Source organism: Klebsiella sp. CSG-1 (assembly GCF_056521145.1).
In genome coordinates this window covers 63,534-80,440 of sequence record NZ_JBWNLD010000003.1, presented here as the reverse complement: position 1 = coordinate 80,440, position 16,907 = coordinate 63,534, and the positions used below count along the sequence as shown (strand labels likewise).

Here is a 16,907-nt window from a genome sequence, read left to right as displayed (position 1 = left end):
TCCCGTTGCAGGTGATCTGAGTATTGAATAAGCGATCCAACTGTCCAGATAGCGGTCAATAATCGGGGTGGAAAGCAAAATTTACGCCTTTGAAGTGTGTACTCCGCGCTGAACATTCTTTAGTGTAAACGTATACACAACCTGTTCTATCTGCGGAGGAAGTATGGTTTACCAGGCAAATGCGGCACGATATCAAACGATGGAATACCGCCGTTGTGGCCGGAGCGGATTAAAGCTCCCGGCCATTTCACTCGGCCTCTGGCACAATTTTGGCGACGAAACGCGGGTGGAAACCAGCCGTCAGCTGCTGCGACATGCCTTTGATCTTGGCATGACCCATTTTGATTTAGCCAACAATTACGGGCCGCCCCCGGGCTCGGCGGAAAGCAATTTCGGCCGCATCCTGCGCGAGGACTTTTTACCCTGGCGCGATGAACTGATTATCTCCAGTAAAGCCGGCTACACCATGTGGGACGGCCCTTATGGCGACTGGGGATCGCGTAAATACCTGGTCGCCAGTCTCGATCAAAGCCTGAAGCGGATGGGGCTGGAGTACGTTGATATCTTCTATCATCACCGCCCGGATCCCGAAACACCGTTACAGGAAACCATGCGTGCGCTGGACCATCTCGTGCGCCAGGGCAAGGCGCTGTATGTCGGGCTTTCCAACTATCCGCTTGAGCAGGCTGCCGAAGCGGTGCGCATCCTCAATGACCTCGGAACACCGTGTCTGATTCATCAGCCTAAATATTCCATGCTCGAGCGCTGGGTTGAGGACGGATTGCTCGATTTTCTGCAGGCTGAAGGGGTGGGAAGCATCGCGTTTTCACCGCTGGCGGGCGGTCAACTCACCGACCGCTATTTACAGGGTATTCCGGCAGACTCCCGCGCCGCCAGCGGCAGTCGCTTCCTGCAAGCGGAGCAGTTAACCGAGGCGAAGCTCGAGAAGGTTCGTCAACTGGACGCGCTGGCCGGGGCCCGCGGGCAAAAGCTCTCACAGATGGCGCTGGCCTGGGTTTTACGGGAAGAGAAAGTGACTTCAGTCCTGATTGGCGCCAGTAAAACCACCCAGCTTGATGATGCCGTGGGTATGCTGGCGAATCGCCATTTCAGCGCCGAAGAGTGTGCGGCAATTGACGCCATCCTTGCGGCGTAAACTCAATTTTACTTTAGCAAAAAGTGCTCTTATCCGCGATTTAGGAGTTCATCCAATGCTGCGGGGCTTTACCGCCCCGTAATATCACGTTAACAGGCCCAATGAGCGCCAATATCATCCGGTGCTCAGGCCCCGATCGTGAAGGAGAAGAGTATGTTCAGGTCACTGATTCTGGCTGCGGTGCTTTTGGCCTCAGCGCCACTGGTTGCAAATGCCGGAGAGATCACCCTGCTGCCATCTGTAAAATTACAAATAGGCGATCGTGATAATTACGGTAACTACTGGGACGGTGGCGGCTGGCGCGACCGTGATTACTGGCGTCGTCACTATGAATGGCGCGATAACCGCTGGCGTCATCACGATAACGGCTGGCATCGCGGCTGGGATAAACGTAAAGCCTACGAACGTGGCTATCGCGAAGGCTGGAATGACCGCGATGACCGACGCGGCGGCTGGGGTCGCGGACCAGGCGGCGGTCGCGGCCACGGTCATGGCCATCATTAATCAAAAAGGGGAGCCAGATGGCTCCCCTTTTTGATGGCTATCGACATGATTACAGCCCGAAGATCGTGCCGACCAGCAGCCAACCATTGAGCAATACCACAACGCCAACAATCGCCCACCCCGTCCGTTTCACCCACAGGGTATTGACCAAATCCCCCATCAGCTGCGAATTACTGGTGAAAATCAGCAGCGGGACCAGCGCCAGGGCGATCCCAAAACTCAGCAGTACCTGGCTCATCACCAGAATTCTCGTCGGGTCCAGTCCCATCATAATGACAATAAACGAAGGCAGCATCGTTACCGCACGACGAAACCACAGCGGAATATGGAAGCGAATAAAGCCCTGCATGACGACCTGTCCTGCCAGCGTTCCCACCACCGTCGATGACAACCCTGCGGCTACCAGACTCAGGCCAAAGATGGTGGCTGCCGCGTGGCTTAACAGCGGTTCCAGCGTCAAATATGCCTGATCCAGATCGGCAATCCCCGTGTGGCCATTAAAGTGAAATGCGGCGGCGGCGGTGGCCATCATCGCCAGGTTAACAAACCCGGCAATGGTCATCGCTATCGCAACGTCCCAGCGGGTGGCGTGATAACGCTCTTTTCGCGTACCGTCGTGCAGATTCTGCGTTAACGACGAGTGTAAATAGATGACGTGTGGCATGATCGTCGCGCCGAGCACGCCGGCGGCAAGGAACACGGCTTCACCGTTTGGCAAACTCGGGACGATCATCCCTTTCGCCAGCGGCGCCAGCGCCGGTTGGGAGAAAATCAGCTCTACAATGTAGGCGGCTGCAACAAACAGCAGTAAACCACCGATCGCTTTTTCCAGCGGCTTTTGCCCGCGACGCTGCAGCATCAGGATTAAGAAGGTAGCAATCCCGGTTAATATTGCTCCCTGCAGTAACGACACGCCAAGAATCAGCTTAAAGCCAATGGCCGCCCCAATAAATTCGGCGAGGTCGGTAGCCATGGCGATAATTTCCGCCTGCACCCAGTAAAACCACACCACCGGGCGCGGATAGTGATCGCGAATCTGTTCCGCCAGGTTTTTACCCGTAGCAATACCGAGCTTTGCCGATAGCACCTGAATCAGCATCGCCATCAGATTTGCCCATACCACCACCCACAGCAGCTGGTAGCCAAAGCTGGCGCCAGCCTGAATATTGGTGGCGAAGTTGCCGGGATCGATATATCCAATGGCAGCAATGAACGCAGGCCCCATCAATGCGAGCTTCATCTTGCGCGCTGCGCGACCGCTGCTATTCTCAACGCGACTGCTAGTCATTTTCTGCCTCTGAAATATAGCCTTTGCTATGTTTTATGTTATCAAAATGCGAATGATTATCAAGTTCATTTAGGAAGATGATCATTATTGCTTTGATAGGGGGGAACGATAGCGGCTAACAACGAAAAAAATGGCATTGATGAATTCGCATCTCGCCAGTTCACAGATTAGTACAATCTAAGCAACTTTTAAAACCTTTACGCTACATAACAAAAATGTATGTTTGATCACTAATTTGGTGATTGGTCACAGTTCATTGCAATAGTGTGGATTTGATCTCGTTTTCTTTAGTCTTGTTACATAGAATGTGCACAGAAATTTAACCTGCCTCATATTTGGAGCAAATATGGACCGCGTCTTGCATTTTATCCTCGCGATCGTAGTGGTGGCTATACTGGCCCTTCTGGTCAGCCATAACCGTAACCAAATTCGTATTCGTTATGTTATTCAATTACTTGTCATTGAAGTTTTGCTGGCATGGTTCTTCCTGAACTCTGATATCGGTCTGGGTTTTGTGAAAGGCTTCTCCGAGATGTTCGAAAAACTTCTCGGCTTTGCAAACGAAGGGACAAACTTCGTTTTCGGCAATATGAATGACAAAGGCCTGGCTTTCTTCTTCCTGAAAGTTCTCTGCCCTATCGTCTTTATCTCTGCGCTGATCGGTATTTTGCAGCATATTCGTATCCTGCCTGTGGTCATTCGCGCCATTGGTACCGTGCTGTCCAAGATTAACGGCATGGGCAAACTGGAATCATTCAACGCCGTCAGTTCCCTGATTCTGGGCCAGTCAGAAAACTTTATCGCCTATAAAGATATTCTGGGCAAAATGTCGCGCAACCGGATGTACACCATGGCTGCAACCGCGATGTCGACCGTCTCCATGTCTATCGTCGGTGCCTACATGACGATGCTGCAGCCTAAATATGTCGTGGCTGCGCTGGTGCTCAACATGTTCAGTACCTTTATTGTCCTGTCGCTGATTAACCCGTATCGCGTCGAAGAAAGCGAAGAAAACCTGCAGATGTCCAACCTGCATGAAGGTCAGAGCTTCTTTGAAATGCTGGGTGAATACATTCTGGCAGGCTTTAAAGTTGCCATTATCGTTGCTGCAATGCTGATCGGTTTCATCGCCTTGATCTCCGCGCTGAACGCCCTGTTCGCTACCGTTACCGGCTGGTTTGGCTACAGCATCTCCTTCCAGGGGATCCTTGGCTACATCTTCTATCCGGTGGCCTGGGTGATGGGCGTCCCGGCAGGTGAAGCGCTGCAGGTGGGCAGTATTATGGCCACTAAACTGGTGTCTAACGAATTTGTGGCGATGATGGATCTGCAGAAAATTGCCAGCACGCTTTCTCCACGCGCTGAAGGCATTATCTCTATCTTCCTGGTCTCCTTCGCCAACTTCTCCTCTATCGGGATTATTGCCGGGGCGATTAAAGGCCTGAACGAAGAACAGGGTAACGTGGTATCCCGCTTTGGTCTGAAGCTGGTTTACGGTTCGACTCTGGTGAGCGTGCTCTCGGCGTCTATCGCCGCACTGGTTCTGTAAGCTGACAAGATGATAAAAAAAGCCGGGCTTGCCCCGGCTTTTTTACGCCCGCAGCTCACTGAGCGGCCGCGGCTTGCCGATTAAATATCCCTGCAAATAGTCGACGCCTAATGCCAGCAGTTTCTCTTTTTGCTCTTCCGTCTCAACGAACTCCGCCACCACCGTCATATTTTTAACTTTCGCCACTTCAATAATGGATTTAATCATAATCACATCCAGCGGCTCGCTCTCGAGATCGCGGACAAAACAGCCGTCAATCTTTACGATATCCGCCTGCAGGCGCTTCAGACGTTCGTAGTTGGCGTAACCCGTACCGAAATCATCAATGGCAATAGCGCAGCCAAAATCCCGCAGTAGATCAATGTTATGCATACTTTCTCCCGCATCGCTGAACGCCTGCTCTTCGGTAATCTCGATGGTGATGGCCTCCGGCGACAGCTGATAGCGTTTAAACAAGGCGATAATCTGCGCGGCGCTATCATTTTGCATCAACGTGTAAGGCAGCAAATTAACCGAAAAATGTTGCCCCGGGTACTGATGCAGCGTGCTGAAAAGCATCTCCAGCACCAGCATGTCAAAACGCTGGCTCAGGTTGAACTGAACAATCAGCGGAATAAACTGGTCTGGCGTCATCATCGACTGGCCACAGCGCATCCGCGTCAGGATTTCATGATACCCCTCGCCGGCCGAATTCTGGATCGGCTGGGCATACAGCACAAGATCGCGTTCATTCAGCGCCCGCTTCACCTGGGTCAACATCCGAACCTGCTCGCTGGTTTGGTCAGAAACCTGCTCTTGCGCGGCGTCCAGTGCCAGCACCTGCCGACCGTTCCCTGCCTGCTCTGACAGCCAGCTCAGTTGGCCCAGCATGGGATGCAGCTCTTCTTCGATGCCGCGATGTCTTGCCCAGGACGCGCCAAACTCCAGATCCAGCGTTTGATTATGCCAGCTGAACTTCTTGTGATTCAGCATCGCCACCATATGACCCAGCCGCGCGGAAGGATCTGGGCCGCCTAAAACCAGTAATAACTCGCTCCCCGGCAACTGGAAGAGTTCATCCCTTTCCCCCAGCAGCGGCCGTAATTTGCTGGCAATTTGCTGTTTGCAATGCACCCCCATCATCATGCCGTAATGACGGCTGAGAAAGTCGAGGTTAGCGATCCGTAAGCTGCTGATGACGAAATCAGCATCCTGGCGCAGATAGCATTCCAGCGCGCGCAGGTTCGGGAGCCCGGTTAACGGATCTTCCTGGGCCTGATCCCGCCATCTGAGTTTAATTCGTTCGTTCTGGCCGTAAATATCTACCATATAAAACAAACAGATGGTGAATGAGATCAGCACGGAAAGCACAAATGACAGGGAGTATTCAGTCTGGACACCTTGCAGAAAATTTTGATTATAGGCAACGAGTAAAAATGCCGAAACAGACCAGGAAATACGAATTAATACATGGCCCAGGCGGCTAATGCCGATAAAATAGAGAATGAAAATAAGTGGGACTAAATAACCTGCAATATAATCAGAATTATAGGGGGCGCAAAGCACCAGCAATATGGCCCCCAGCGCCATAAACCAGTACAGGGTAAATGCCCGTCGTTCGCGGGTAAACCATGGCTGGCAATGGCGCCGCCAGAATAATTTTGCGTAACGCGGACTGATAAGCATCCGCATTGGGTAATAAAAGAAGGTGGTAAATATTAACGCCGCGCTGATCAGGCTTTGTATATCAATAATAGTATACACGGCCGGCATCCCTTTGAAATAACTAGAGATAGCTAGCGGGAATGCGAAAAACACGCCGACCAGATACATGGTCAGTTTCATTAACACCGGCGCAAAAAAAGCGCCCCAGAAAATCCGCGTTCCCATATACTTTGCCGTTAGCCCGCTGCGCCAGGTTCTGCCAATCAGCATTCTGACAATCGCGCAGGACACCAGCACTGAAAATAGCTGGCAAAATAGCAGCAGCACCGACTGTAAGGCCGTCAGGGGAAGGATGATATGATTAGTAATAGCAAACGAAATAATTAATGGTGCGATTGCGTAGCGGCCAAAAATAAAGATAACCGCATACATCATGCTTAATGGTAGCCAGGCGAGAAAAACCTGATTCCCGTCGACGATAGCCAGAGGTGAAATAAACCTGGCTAATGGGATCGAAATTAAACAAACAACCAACGCGAGAAACGTTTTTCTGATATCAATGTTAAAATTATCAATCATTATTGTTAATAAAAACTCCGGCGCTGGATAATACTATTTTATATTGAATAAAATACTAAAGGGGATAATAAATCCAGGCAAGAAAATAACCTGAGGAAGAATCTTAAATTACATAGAATTCTAATGGCTGTAAGTTTTCTGACTTAACCAGAAAGTGCTTTACATTCGCGATGGCAAAAAAAAACCCCCGCCGTAGCGAGGGTTCTGAATTTGGTGGAGCTAAGCGGGATCGAACCGCTGACCTCTTGCATGCCATGCAAGCGCTCTCCCAGCTGAGCTATAGCCCCACAAGTGTTTTACGAACCAAACCTGATGGGAACAGTGTTTGGTGGAGCTAAGCGGGATCGAACCGCTGACCTCTTGCATGCCATGCAAGCGCTCTCCCAGCTGAGCTATAGCCCCGAACCGTAAAACGTGTCGTGTTGACGGGCGGCATAATATGAATTCCTTCGTCAGGTGTCAACGGCAAAATGAAGCCTCGCAATTTGATCGCTGAAAAAGCAGGCAACTCGCTGACATTGCGAGCCTTATCGCAGGTAGACGTTAAACATGTCACTCTTTCGCGTAAAAGGATGCTATAACATGAGCAACTAATTCCCACATTTTTACTCAGGAAATAGTATGCTCAAGGAACGAATGACACCTGAAGAAATTGCGCATCTTACCGGGTTCAGCCGGCAGACGATCAATAAATGGGTACGTAAAGAGGGATGGCAAACATCACCACGTCCCGGCGTGCAGGGCGGTAAGGCGCGTCTCGTACACGTTAATGAGCAGGTCAAAGAATTCATTCGCAGCGCGCAGCGCGTGGCGGAACCCTCCCCTTCTTATTCTCCGGCAGAAAACGACCTTGAACCCTTGCTGCTGACGCTCAGTAAAGAGATGACTCCCGGGGAACAGAAACAGCTGATGTCGCTACTGCTGCGCGAAGGCATTCGCGGGTTACTCCAGCGGCTGGATATTCGTGACCAGTAATATAATGATGAAACTAAAAGATAAAATGACGCCAGCAGAGCTGGCAGAATGCCTTGGGCTGGCCAGACAAACGATTAACCGCTGGGTCAGAGAACAAAAATGGCGCACCGAGACTATTCCCGGCGTAAAGGGTGGCCGCGCTCGTCTGATCATTATTGATAAGCCGGTCCTCGATTTTCTGGCCAATATTCCGGCACTCCGTCATCTGCTGACCGAGCATCAGCTGGCGGAACCGTCCAGCCACTATTTTGTTAACGATGCTGGCGTTATCTGGCGGCAGATTGCCGAGACGCTGCATCTGATGACGGCTGAAGAGCAGCAGCGCCTGCGGGACCTTCTTGCCCGTGAAGGCATCAGTGGGTTCCTGTCGCGTCTCGGTATTGCCAGTCAGAAATAGGTAAAAAAAACGGCAGGATATATCCTGCCGCTTCGTTACGCTTCGAGAAGCAAACCTGAATCAGGATTGCTGGCTTTCACGTTCGGCAATAAAAGTCAGCGCTTTATTGATACGTTCTACGCTGCGGGATTTACCGATCGCATGTACAGTCACATCAAGAGCCGGTGACTGGCCTGCCCCGGTCACTGCAACGCGCAGCGGCATCCCGACTTTACCCATCCCGACTTCCAGCTCATCCGCCGTCGCCTGAATAGCATGGTGAACATTTTCTGCTGTCCAGTCAGTGATGGCGGCCAGTTTGTCACGCACGACTTCCAGCGGCTGACGAGCAACCGGACGCAGGTGTTTCTTCGCAGCGTCCGCATCAAACTCGTCAAACTCCTCGTAGAAATAGCGGCAGCTTGCCGCCATCTCTTTCAGCGTTTTGCAACGTTCACCCAGCAGAGTGACCAGCTCAGCCAGCTGCGGGCCGTTACGGGTATCGATATTTTCCTGCTCAATATGCCACTGCAGATAGGTCGCTACGTATTCCGGCGCCATCGAATTAATATAGTGATGGTTCAGCCACAGCAGTTTATCTGTGTTGAATGCGCTGGCCGATTTGCTTACTGCTCCGAGAGAGAACAACTTGATCATCTCTTCACGGCTGAAGATCTCCTGATCGCCGCTGGCCCAGCCCAGACGCACCAGGTAGTTCAGCAGAGCTTCCGGCAGGTAGCCATCATCACGATACTGCATGACGCTCACGGCGCCGTGACGTTTGGAGAGTTTCTTACCGTCATCACCATTAATCATGGAAACGTGGGCGTATACCGGTACCGGCGCGTTCAGCGCTTTCAGGATGTTGATCTGACGCGGGGTGTTGTTGATATGATCTTCACCACGGATCACGTGAGTGATCTCCATATCCCAGTCATCCACAACCACACAGAAGTTGTAGGTCGGAGAACCGTCGGTACGACGGATGATCAGATCGTCAAGTTCCTGGTTGCTGAATTCAATTGGCCCACGGATCTGGTCGTCAAAAATAACGGATCCGTCCTGCGGGTTAGCAAAACGCACGACGCAAGGTTCATTATCGGCATGATGTTCATGGCCGTGGCGGCAGCGCCCGTCATAACGCGGCTTTTCACCCTTTGCCATCTGTTCTTCACGCAGCGCGTCCAGACGTTCTTTGGAGCAATAGCATTTATAAGCGGTACCCGCTGCCAGCATTTCATCAATGACGGCGTTATACCGGTCAAAACGTTTGGTCTGGAAGTACGGACCTTCATCCCATTCCAGATTCAGCCAGTTCATCCCATCCATGATGGCTTCAATTGCTTCCGGCGTTGAGCGTTCAAGATCGGTGTCTTCAATACGCAGTACAAACTCACCGTCATTATGACGAGCAAAAAGCCAGGAATAGAGAGCAGTACGCGCACCGCCAACGTGCAGATAGCCTGTCGGGCTGGGCGCGAAGCGAGTTTTGATTTTCATGAAATGGCCTTACGTTTAATAAAGATGCCGACAACCGGCAGAGTCCGTGGGTATTTATGGGTGAATATTCTAACACCGTGGGCTGATTCCTCAATGTTGTTCAGGTCTGAACGTCACGCTTTGCTATTTTTGTTTATAAATCATGCGTCGCGGATGCTTTTGCGATCGTTTTGGCTAATTTTACGACGAACAAACAAATTATTTAGAAAAGGCGTTGACTCATTTTCAACTCTCCCTATAATGCGACTCCACACAGCGGGGGTGATTAGCTCAGCTGGGAGAGCACCTCCCTTACAAGGAGGGGGTCGGCGGTTCGAACCCGTCATCACCCACCACTACTTATGTAGTCTCCGCCGTGTAGCAAGAAATTGAGAAGTGGGTGATTAGCTCAGCTGGGAGAGCACCTCCCTTACAAGGAGGGGGTCGGCGGTTCGATCCCGTCATCACCCACCACTTTCTCGCCAGCTGGATTTCTTGTTAAAATGTGAAGTACCGAAGTGGGTGATTAGCTCAGCTGGGAGAGCACCTCCCTTACAAGGAGGGGGTCGGCGGTTCGATCCCGTCATCACCCACCACTTCGGGTCGTTAGCTCAGTTGGTAGAGCAGTTGACTTTTAATCAATTGGTCGCAGGTTCGAATCCTGCACGACCCACCAATGTAAAAAAGCGCCCTAAAGGCGCTTTTTTGCTATGTGCCAAATTCAACAATTCGAACCTGCGGCAGGTTCGAGTCGAGCAAAGCGAGACAACGGAGCCGCTCGCGGCGACGGCCCGAAGGGCGAGCAAAGCGAGTTATCCTGCACGACCCACCAATGTAAAAAGGCGCCCTAAAGGCGCCTTTTTGCTATGTGCCAAATTCAACAATTCGAACCTGCGGCAGGTTCGAGTCGAGCAAAGCAAGTTATCCTGCATCCCACCACACATATTCTTTACACCCGTATTGTTGTTTCTGCACACCGCGCCCGCCCCCCCTGAAGCACGCTTCATCGCTGATACAGCGGATCGTCAGTTCTGCCCGCGGTCAGCGTATTTCCCTCTTCACGCACGACTTCCCATAACGCCTGCGCGGCGGTAGAGAGTGAACGATTTTTACGCTGCGCCAGCATCAGCTGACGCTCAACAACCGGAGTGAGTCGCTTGACCCGCAAATGACTGCCTTGAGGCAACGGTAGCGCCAGCGCCGGTAGAATGCTGATGCCAATACCCGACTCCACCATCGGAAACAACGTCGCCGGATGCCCAATCTCCTGCACAATATTGGCGTCAATGCCAAAGCGCGCCAGCGCGGCATCAATCAACGGCCGGCTGCCGGAGGCGTAATCCTGCAATACCAGCCTCTGGCGGTGAAGCTCCTGCCAGCTCACCGATGCTCTTCCAGCAAAAGGATGATCCTCCCGGCATAAAAGCAAAAAAGGTTCCGCCAGCACCGTTTCACATTGCAGATCGGTCGCCGCGCCGGGATCGATAACAATGCCGAAATCCACTTCCCCCTGGCGAATGCTTTCCAGCACCCACTGCTGCGGCCGATCGTGCAGAACAAAATCGATCTCCGGATAACGTTGATTACTGTGGGCAATACATTGGGGGATCAGGTGCGCTGAAATCGTCTGGCTGGCGGCCACCCGTACGGTTCCGGTTAACTGCTGCCCGACCCGTCCGGCATCACGCAGCGTACTGTTCAGTTCGTCCAGCAGCCGCTCAAGTCGACCGGCCAGCTGCTGTCCCGCCTCGGTCAGCACCACCTCCCGGGTCGTACGGTCGAGCAAACGAACGCCGGTCTGGTGCTCCAGCTCTTTGACGCTATGGCTGACCGCAGACTGACTAAGACCAATGATCTCCCCTGCCCGGCTGAAGCTTTTTGCTCTGGCGACGGTGACGAAGACCTTTAACTGACGCAGCGAATAATTCATCTTTTTTATTCATGAATGGATGCAATAAATTAATTTTATTTCTCAAAATAGAAAAAGCACAATAGCGCTATCGATTTTCAGGAGCGTTTATGAAACTTTTCCGCATTCTTGATCCCTTTACTCTGACTCTTATCACCGTTGTGCTGCTGGCCTCTTTTTTTCCGGCCCGCGGCGGTTTTGTTCCCTTCTTTGAAAATTTAACCACCGCCGCCATTGCGCTGCTGTTTTTTATGCACGGGGCGAAACTCTCCCGCGAGGCCATCGTCGCCGGCGGCAGCCACTGGCGTTTACACCTGTGGGTGATGTGCAGCACGTTTGTGGTATTCCCTGTTTTAGGCGTGCTGTTTGCCTGGTGGGCGCCGATTAATGTCGACCCTGCACTGTATACCGGGTTTATCTATCTCTGCATCCTGCCTGCGACCGTTCAGTCAGCCATTGCCTTTACCTCGCTGGCAGGGGGTAACGTCGCAGCGGCCGTCTGCTCGGCATCGGCTTCGAGTCTGCTGGGGATATTTATTTCGCCGCTCCTGGTCGGTCTGCTGATGAACCTGCACGGCGCCGGCGGCAGTCTGGAACAGGTCGGTAAGATTATGCTGCAACTTCTGCTGCCGTTCGTCCTGGGCCACCTCTCGCGCCCATGGATTGGCGACTGGGTTGCACGGCATAAAAAGTGGATCTCAAAAACCGACCAGACGTCGATTCTGCTGGTGGTCTATTCCGCCTTCAGCGAGGCGGTAGTGAACGGCATCTGGCATAAAGTCGGCGTCGGCTCGTTGCTCTTCATCGTGGTCGTCAGCCTGGTTCTGCTGGCTATCGTGATTGCCATTAATATCTTCGTCGCACGCAAATGCGGCTTTAATAAGGCCGATGAAATCACGATTGTTTTCTGCGGTTCGAAAAAGAGCCTGGCAAACGGTATACCGATGGCCAACATCCTCTTCCCGACGTCGATTCTGGGGATCATGGTACTGCCGCTGATGATCTTCCATCAGATTCAGCTGATGGTGTGCGCCGTTCTGGCACGACGCTACAAACGGCAGGCTGAAGCACAGCTGGCGCAGGAGAAAACCCGCGCCTCTGAGGCTTAACGCGGCTTCTTCAAGGGCTGAACCAGCTGGCTCAGCCCTTCTGTTTTAATCAACAAAGTTAATGCCATCAGCTCGCCAAGATGGCCGGCAGGAAACTGGTCTTTACGAGCAAACCACAGCAAATACTCTTCCGGTACATCAATCAGACGACGGCCTTTGTATTTGCCAAACGGCATTTCCGTATTAGCAATCTCAATGAGCTGATCCCTATCCACCTTATTCTCCCAGCAGCCGCAGCATTTCGGCTTCATCAATAACGGCAATGCCCAGCTCCTGCGCTTTAGCGAGCTTAGAGCCCGCCGCTTCGCCGGCAATCACCAGATCCGTTTTCTTCGAGACGCTGCCGGCGACTTTTGCCCCCAGCGCCATCAGCCGCGCCTTCGCATCATCGCGAGAAAGCTGGCTGAGGCTGCCGGTCAGGACAACCGTTTTACCGGCAAACGGACTATCAATCTCCTCGGCATTGACCACCACCGGCGCAGGCCAGTTGACCCCTTCGGCGCGGAGCTGCGCGATCACATCGCGGTTGTTCTCTTCAGCAAAGAAGTGAAAGACGTGCGTGGCCACGACAATCCCCACATCCGGAACTTTTTGCAGCTCCTCAATGGAAGCCTGCTCCAGCGCTTCAAGCGTGGCGAAATAGGCCGCCAGCCCGGCGGCCGTTGCTTCACCGACCTCGCGAATACCTAATGCGTAGAGGAAACGAGCAAAGGTGGTTGCTTTTGATTTTTCCAGGGCATTAACCACGTTTTGTGCTGACTTAGGCCCCATTCGATCCAGGCCAGTGAGCTTCCCGGCGGTTAAGCGGAAGAGATCCGCCGGTGTGTGAACGTACTCTTTCTCAACCAGCTGGTCGATAATTTTGTCCCCCATGCCCTCCACATCTAACGCGCGGCGGGAGACAAAATGCTTTAACGCTTCCTTACGCTGTGCGCCGCAAATTAACCCGCCGGTACAGCGCGTTACCGCCTCGCCTTCGACCCGTTCGACATCAGAATTGCACACCGGACAATGGGTCGGGAAGACTATCTCTCGCGTCTCCTCCGGACGCTCGGAGAGTACGACGTTAACGACCTGAGGAATCACGTCCCCCGCGCGGCGAATCACCACCTTATCGCCAATTCGCAGCCCCAGGCGCTCTATTTCATCGGCGTTGTGCAAAGTAGCATTACTCACCAGAACACCGGCCACATGCACCGGCTCCAGGCGAGCCACCGGGGTGATGGCTCCGGTACGCCCCACCTGAAACTCGACGTCGCGCACGAAAGTCATTTGCTCCTGCGCCGGGAACTTAAACGCCACCGCCCAGCGCGGCGCGCGGGCCACAAATCCAAGCTGTTCCTGAAGCGCCAGGGAATCGACTTTGATGACCACGCCATCAATATCAAAACCTAAATTCGGACGGTCTTCTTCAACTTTACGGTAGTAAGTAAGCACTTCCTCTGGGGTATGGCAAAGTTTCACCCGGTCGCTAACCGGCAGCCCCCACGCCTTAAACTGCTGCAGACGGCCGGAATGACTCCCCGGCAGCTCACCGCCATTCAGCGCTCCCACGCCGTAGCAAAAGAAAGTAAGTGGTCGCTTCGCCGTAATTCGCGGATCGAGTTGACGCAGAGAGCCTGCCGCCGCGTTGCGTGGGTTAGCAAACACTTTCCCTCCGGTGCGGCGTGCCTCTTCGTTAATTTTTTCGAAGCCGGCCTGCGGTAAGAAGACCTCGCCGCGAACCTCCAGCCGTGCTGGAATATTGTCGCCACGCAGTCTCAGTGGGATGGCGCGAATCGTCCTGACGTTGGCGGTGATATCTTCGCCGGTGGTGCCATCGCCACGGGTTGCCGCCTGAACCAGCACGCCGTTTTCATACAGAATGCTGACCGCCAGCCCGTCCAGCTTTAGCTCACAGCAATAGATCAGGTCATCACTGCTCTTCAGCCGATCCTGAACGCGCTTATTGAAGGCAAGGAAGCTCTCTTCATCAAAGACGTTATCCAGCGACAGCATCGGAACTTCATGGCGGACCTGGCTAAATGACGCCAGCGGCGCCGCGCCCACGCGTTGGGTTGGAGAATCAGGGGTAATCAGTTCCGGATGCAGGGCTTCAAGCTCGCGCAGTTCGCGCATTAACCGGTCATATTCCGCATCGGGAATCTCCGGGGTATCCATAACGTGGTACAGATATTCATGATGGCGAAGCGTGGTTCGCAGTTCAGTTAGTTTTTGTTCGATCGGTTCCATATCACACCATCAATGATAAAAAACCCCCGGCAGGCGGGGGTTCTGGATTGGTAGACGAAACGCCGGGGAATAAATCAGGCGTTGGCCTCTTTAACTTCACGAATACGGTCCTGATATTCGCGCAGTTTTTGCGGGGTCATCATCCGACGCTGATCGTCCAGCACCACACCACCGACTTCATCGGCAATATACTGTGCGGATTGCAGCATCAGTTTAAAGTTTTGTAGCTCATCACCAAACGACGGCACCTGCATAAAGATCGTTACGCCAGGCGTGGTCATGTCGGCCATACCATCGGGATTGAAGGTGCCCGGTTTAACCATATTTGCCAGGCTGAACAGAACCTGGCCGCTGCCGTCCGGGCTGAGATGGCGATGAAAGATATTCATATCGCCAAATTTAAAGCCCGCCTGCTGGATGCTGTTAATCAGCACTTCGCCGTTAATCTGCGTGCCCTGGTGCGCAGAAACGTTCATGACGATAACCGTTTCTTTGCGTTCTTTTGGCTGCGGCGCTGGCTGCTGAGGCTCGGAGACCTGCGGTTCAGCTACCGGCTGAGGCTGCGCGGCGACAGGCTGCGGCGCTGGCTGCGGTACCTGAGCAGGCTGTTGCGGCGCACTCTGAACGACCGGCTGCTGAGGCGACTGCTGAGGCTGATATTGCGGCGGCACAGGCTGCTGCGGCGCGACAGGTTGCGGTGGCTGTTGCCCCTGAGGCGACGGCACATGAGGCTGCGGTGCCTGATGCTGAGCGGGCTGCTGCCGTACCGGCTCTTCCGGACGCACAGGCTGCTGCACCTGACGCTCGTAAGGAGGCTGGTATTGGTGTTGCGGCGGCGCCTGACGAGGTGCTTCTTGCTCCCCATGCACGCCATTTGGGGCGTGGTTAACCCGGTGAACGCGAACTTCACCTACGCCTTCAACATCGTCATCAAAGTCATCGTTCTCAGACTCTTCGTCATCGCGAGACTTCATACGTTTCAGTGGGCGATCGCGAAACATCGAGGAACGTTCTTTACGGCTGGTCCAGAAACCGTGTACCAGTAAAGCGAGTATGGCGATCGCGCCAACAATGATTAATATCAGACGCAAATCCTGCATCATTATATTCTCTGTTGTTCTAACACCTTGCCACCACGGCAAACATTTACTCACTAAGAGTATTTGCCGATTACGTCGAGTGCAAGTGTGTCTACCGCTTTCACTACATAAAGATGAACTAAATCGTGCTTTTTGCTGTTTTTTCGAACATTTCCTAACTGGTTATTGTCTGACAACCCGATAAAATAAGCGGGCATTCAGTTAGGATGTCAAAAGAGGAGCATCGCCTGACCATGGTTTCAACATCCGCATCTACCCCGCGTAGCGGCGTCTACTATTTTTCGCAGGGCTGGAAACTGATCGGGCTGCCGGGGATTCGTCGTTACGTCTTTCTGCCTCTGTTAGTCAACATCATTCTGATGGGCGGCGCCTTCTGGTGGCTGTTCACCCGCCTGGATAGCTGGATCCCATCCTTAATGGGCCATGTTCCGCAGTGGCTACAATGGCTGAACTATCTGCTGTGGCCCATCGTGGTCATCTCTATTCTGCTCGTGTTCGGGTACTTCTTCTCCACCATCGCCAACTGGATTGCCGCACCGTTTAGCGGCCTGCTCGCTGAGCAGCTCGAAGCTCGTCTCACCGGCGCCACGCCGCCGGACGTGGGTATTTTTGGCATCATGAAAGACGTGCCGCGCATTATGAAGCGTGAGTGGCAGAAGTTCGCCTGGTACCTGCCGCGCGCGATCGTCCTGCTGATACTCTATTTTATTCCCGGGATTGGCCAGACTCTGGCGCCGGTACTGTGGTTCCTGTTTAGCGCGTGGATGCTGGCCATTCAGTACTGCGACTACCCCTTCGACAACCACAAGGTGTCGTTTAAAACCATGCGCGAGGCGCTGCGGACCCGTAAAGTCACCAATATGCAGTTTGGCGCTCTGACCAGCTTATTTACCATGATCCCGGTACTGAACCTGGTCATTCTGCCGGTCGCCATTTGCGGCGCAACGGCCATGTGGGTCGATTGCTATCGCGATAAACACGCCATGTGGAAATAGCGCCCTCTCCTT

Annotated in this window: 14 protein-coding genes, 6 tRNA genes and 1 other RNA gene; 12 read left to right on the top strand and 9 right to left on the bottom strand. The window is 53.1% G+C overall.

The window, feature by feature from the left end; all coding sequences use genetic code 11:
* Window positions 1-163 precede the first annotated feature (163 nt).
* Window positions 164-1,156: an L-glyceraldehyde 3-phosphate reductase gene (mgrA, locus tag AC007G_RS08515; protein WP_032686577.1), complete on the top strand. Its 993-nt coding sequence runs from the start codon at window positions 164-166 to the stop codon at window positions 1,154-1,156.
* A gap of 153 nt (window positions 1,157-1,309) precedes the next feature.
* On the top strand, window positions 1,310-1,660 hold the full coding sequence (locus AC007G_RS08510) for a DUF2502 domain-containing protein (protein WP_032686576.1): 351 nt from the start codon (window positions 1,310-1,312) through the stop codon (window positions 1,658-1,660).
* Window positions 1,661-1,709: 49 nt separating this feature from the next.
* On the opposite strand, the gene AC007G_RS08505 is transcribed toward AC007G_RS08510, so the two are convergent.
* On the bottom strand, window positions 1,710-2,948 hold the full coding sequence (locus tag AC007G_RS08505; RefSeq protein WP_032686574.1) for an Nramp family divalent metal transporter: 1,239 nt from the start codon (window positions 2,946-2,948) through the stop codon (window positions 1,710-1,712).
* A gap of 346 nt (window positions 2,949-3,294) precedes the next feature.
* Here AC007G_RS08505 and AC007G_RS08500 point away from each other — a divergent pair, with 346 nt between their 5' ends.
* A complete protein-coding gene (locus AC007G_RS08500) occupies window positions 3,295-4,497 on the top strand; it encodes a NupC/NupG family nucleoside CNT transporter (protein WP_032686573.1) in 1,203 nt (400 codons plus the stop codon).
* A gap of 42 nt (window positions 4,498-4,539) precedes the next feature.
* Here AC007G_RS08500 and AC007G_RS08495 read toward each other — a convergent pair whose 3' ends face one another.
* From AC007G_RS08495 to AC007G_RS08485, 3 genes are all read right to left on the bottom strand, one after another.
* A complete protein-coding gene (locus AC007G_RS08495; RefSeq protein ID WP_032686571.1) occupies window positions 4,540-6,720 on the bottom strand; it encodes a sensor domain-containing phosphodiesterase in 2,181 nt (726 codons plus the stop codon).
* A 211-nt stretch (window positions 6,721-6,931) separates the two neighbouring features.
* Window positions 6,932-7,007: transfer RNA gene (locus tag AC007G_RS08490), tRNA-Ala, on the bottom strand.
* 39 nt (window positions 7,008-7,046) lie between these two features.
* Window positions 7,047-7,122: transfer RNA gene (locus AC007G_RS08485), tRNA-Ala, on the bottom strand.
* A 219-nt stretch (window positions 7,123-7,341) separates the two neighbouring features.
* On the opposite strand from AC007G_RS08485, the gene AC007G_RS08480 reads away from it, so the two are divergent.
* Window positions 7,342-7,695 (top strand): YfeC-like transcriptional regulator, encoded by a 354-nt coding sequence (locus tag AC007G_RS08480; protein WP_004865414.1) that lies wholly within the window; start codon window positions 7,342-7,344, stop codon window positions 7,693-7,695.
* A gap of 4 nt (window positions 7,696-7,699) precedes the next feature.
* Window positions 7,700-8,092: a YfeC-like transcriptional regulator gene (locus tag AC007G_RS08475; RefSeq protein WP_032686570.1), complete on the top strand. Its 393-nt coding sequence runs from the start codon at window positions 7,700-7,702 to the stop codon at window positions 8,090-8,092.
* A 60-nt stretch (window positions 8,093-8,152) separates the two neighbouring features.
* Here the strand turns inward: AC007G_RS08475 and gltX are convergent, their stop codons facing one another.
* Complete coding sequence (gltX, locus tag AC007G_RS08470) at window positions 8,153-9,571, bottom strand: glutamate--tRNA ligase (RefSeq protein WP_032695522.1); 1,419 nt, start codon at window positions 9,569-9,571, stop codon at window positions 8,153-8,155.
* A 259-nt stretch (window positions 9,572-9,830) separates the two neighbouring features.
* On the opposite strand from gltX, the gene AC007G_RS08465 reads away from it, so the two are divergent.
* The 5 genes from AC007G_RS08465 to AC007G_RS08445 all read left to right on the top strand — a co-directional run bounded on the left by AC007G_RS08465 (window position 9,831) and on the right by AC007G_RS08445 (window position 10,382).
* Window positions 9,831-9,906 (top strand) — tRNA-Val (locus tag AC007G_RS08465).
* Window positions 9,907-9,948: 42 nt separating this feature from the next.
* Window positions 9,949-10,024 (top strand) — tRNA-Val (locus tag AC007G_RS08460).
* A 46-nt stretch (window positions 10,025-10,070) separates the two neighbouring features.
* Window positions 10,071-10,146: transfer RNA gene (locus tag AC007G_RS08455), tRNA-Val, on the top strand.
* 4 nt (window positions 10,147-10,150) lie between these two features.
* A tRNA-Lys gene (locus AC007G_RS08450) sits at window positions 10,151-10,226 on the top strand.
* A 22-nt stretch (window positions 10,227-10,248) separates the two neighbouring features.
* Window positions 10,249-10,382, top strand: a non-coding RNA gene (locus AC007G_RS08445) — RtT sRNA.
* A gap of 171 nt (window positions 10,383-10,553) precedes the next feature.
* On the opposite strand, the gene AC007G_RS08440 is transcribed toward AC007G_RS08445, so the two are convergent.
* Window positions 10,554-11,480: a LysR family transcriptional regulator gene (locus tag AC007G_RS08440; RefSeq protein ID WP_049268219.1), complete on the bottom strand. Its 927-nt coding sequence runs from the start codon at window positions 11,478-11,480 to the stop codon at window positions 10,554-10,556.
* Window positions 11,481-11,569: 89 nt separating this feature from the next.
* Here AC007G_RS08440 and AC007G_RS08435 point away from each other — a divergent pair, with 89 nt between their 5' ends.
* On the top strand, window positions 11,570-12,568 hold the full coding sequence (locus tag AC007G_RS08435) for a bile acid:sodium symporter family protein (RefSeq protein WP_032686553.1): 999 nt from the start codon (window positions 11,570-11,572) through the stop codon (window positions 12,566-12,568).
* Here the strand turns inward: AC007G_RS08435 and AC007G_RS08430 are convergent.
* The 3 genes from AC007G_RS08430 to zipA all read right to left on the bottom strand — a co-directional run bounded on the left by AC007G_RS08430 (window position 12,565) and on the right by zipA (window position 15,903).
* On the bottom strand, window positions 12,565-12,783 hold the full coding sequence (locus AC007G_RS08430) for a DUF3820 family protein (RefSeq protein WP_142630052.1): 219 nt from the start codon (window positions 12,781-12,783) through the stop codon (window positions 12,565-12,567). The two genes, AC007G_RS08435 and AC007G_RS08430, sit on opposite strands and share 4 nt — an antisense overlap.
* Window position 12,784: 1 nt before the next feature.
* Window positions 12,785-14,800 (bottom strand): NAD-dependent DNA ligase LigA, encoded by a 2,016-nt coding sequence (ligA, locus tag AC007G_RS08425; protein ID WP_032686552.1) that lies wholly within the window; start codon window positions 14,798-14,800, stop codon window positions 12,785-12,787.
* Window positions 14,801-14,874: 74 nt separating this feature from the next.
* Window positions 14,875-15,903, bottom strand: a complete 1,029-nt coding sequence (zipA, locus tag AC007G_RS08420) for a cell division protein ZipA (protein ID WP_085396703.1) — start codon at window positions 15,901-15,903, stop codon at window positions 14,875-14,877.
* 230 nt (window positions 15,904-16,133) lie between these two features.
* On the opposite strand from zipA, the gene cysZ reads away from it, so the two are divergent.
* Window positions 16,134-16,895, top strand: a complete 762-nt coding sequence (cysZ, locus tag AC007G_RS08415; protein ID WP_032686565.1) for a sulfate transporter CysZ — start codon at window positions 16,134-16,136, stop codon at window positions 16,893-16,895.
* Window positions 16,896-16,907 lie beyond the last annotated feature (12 nt).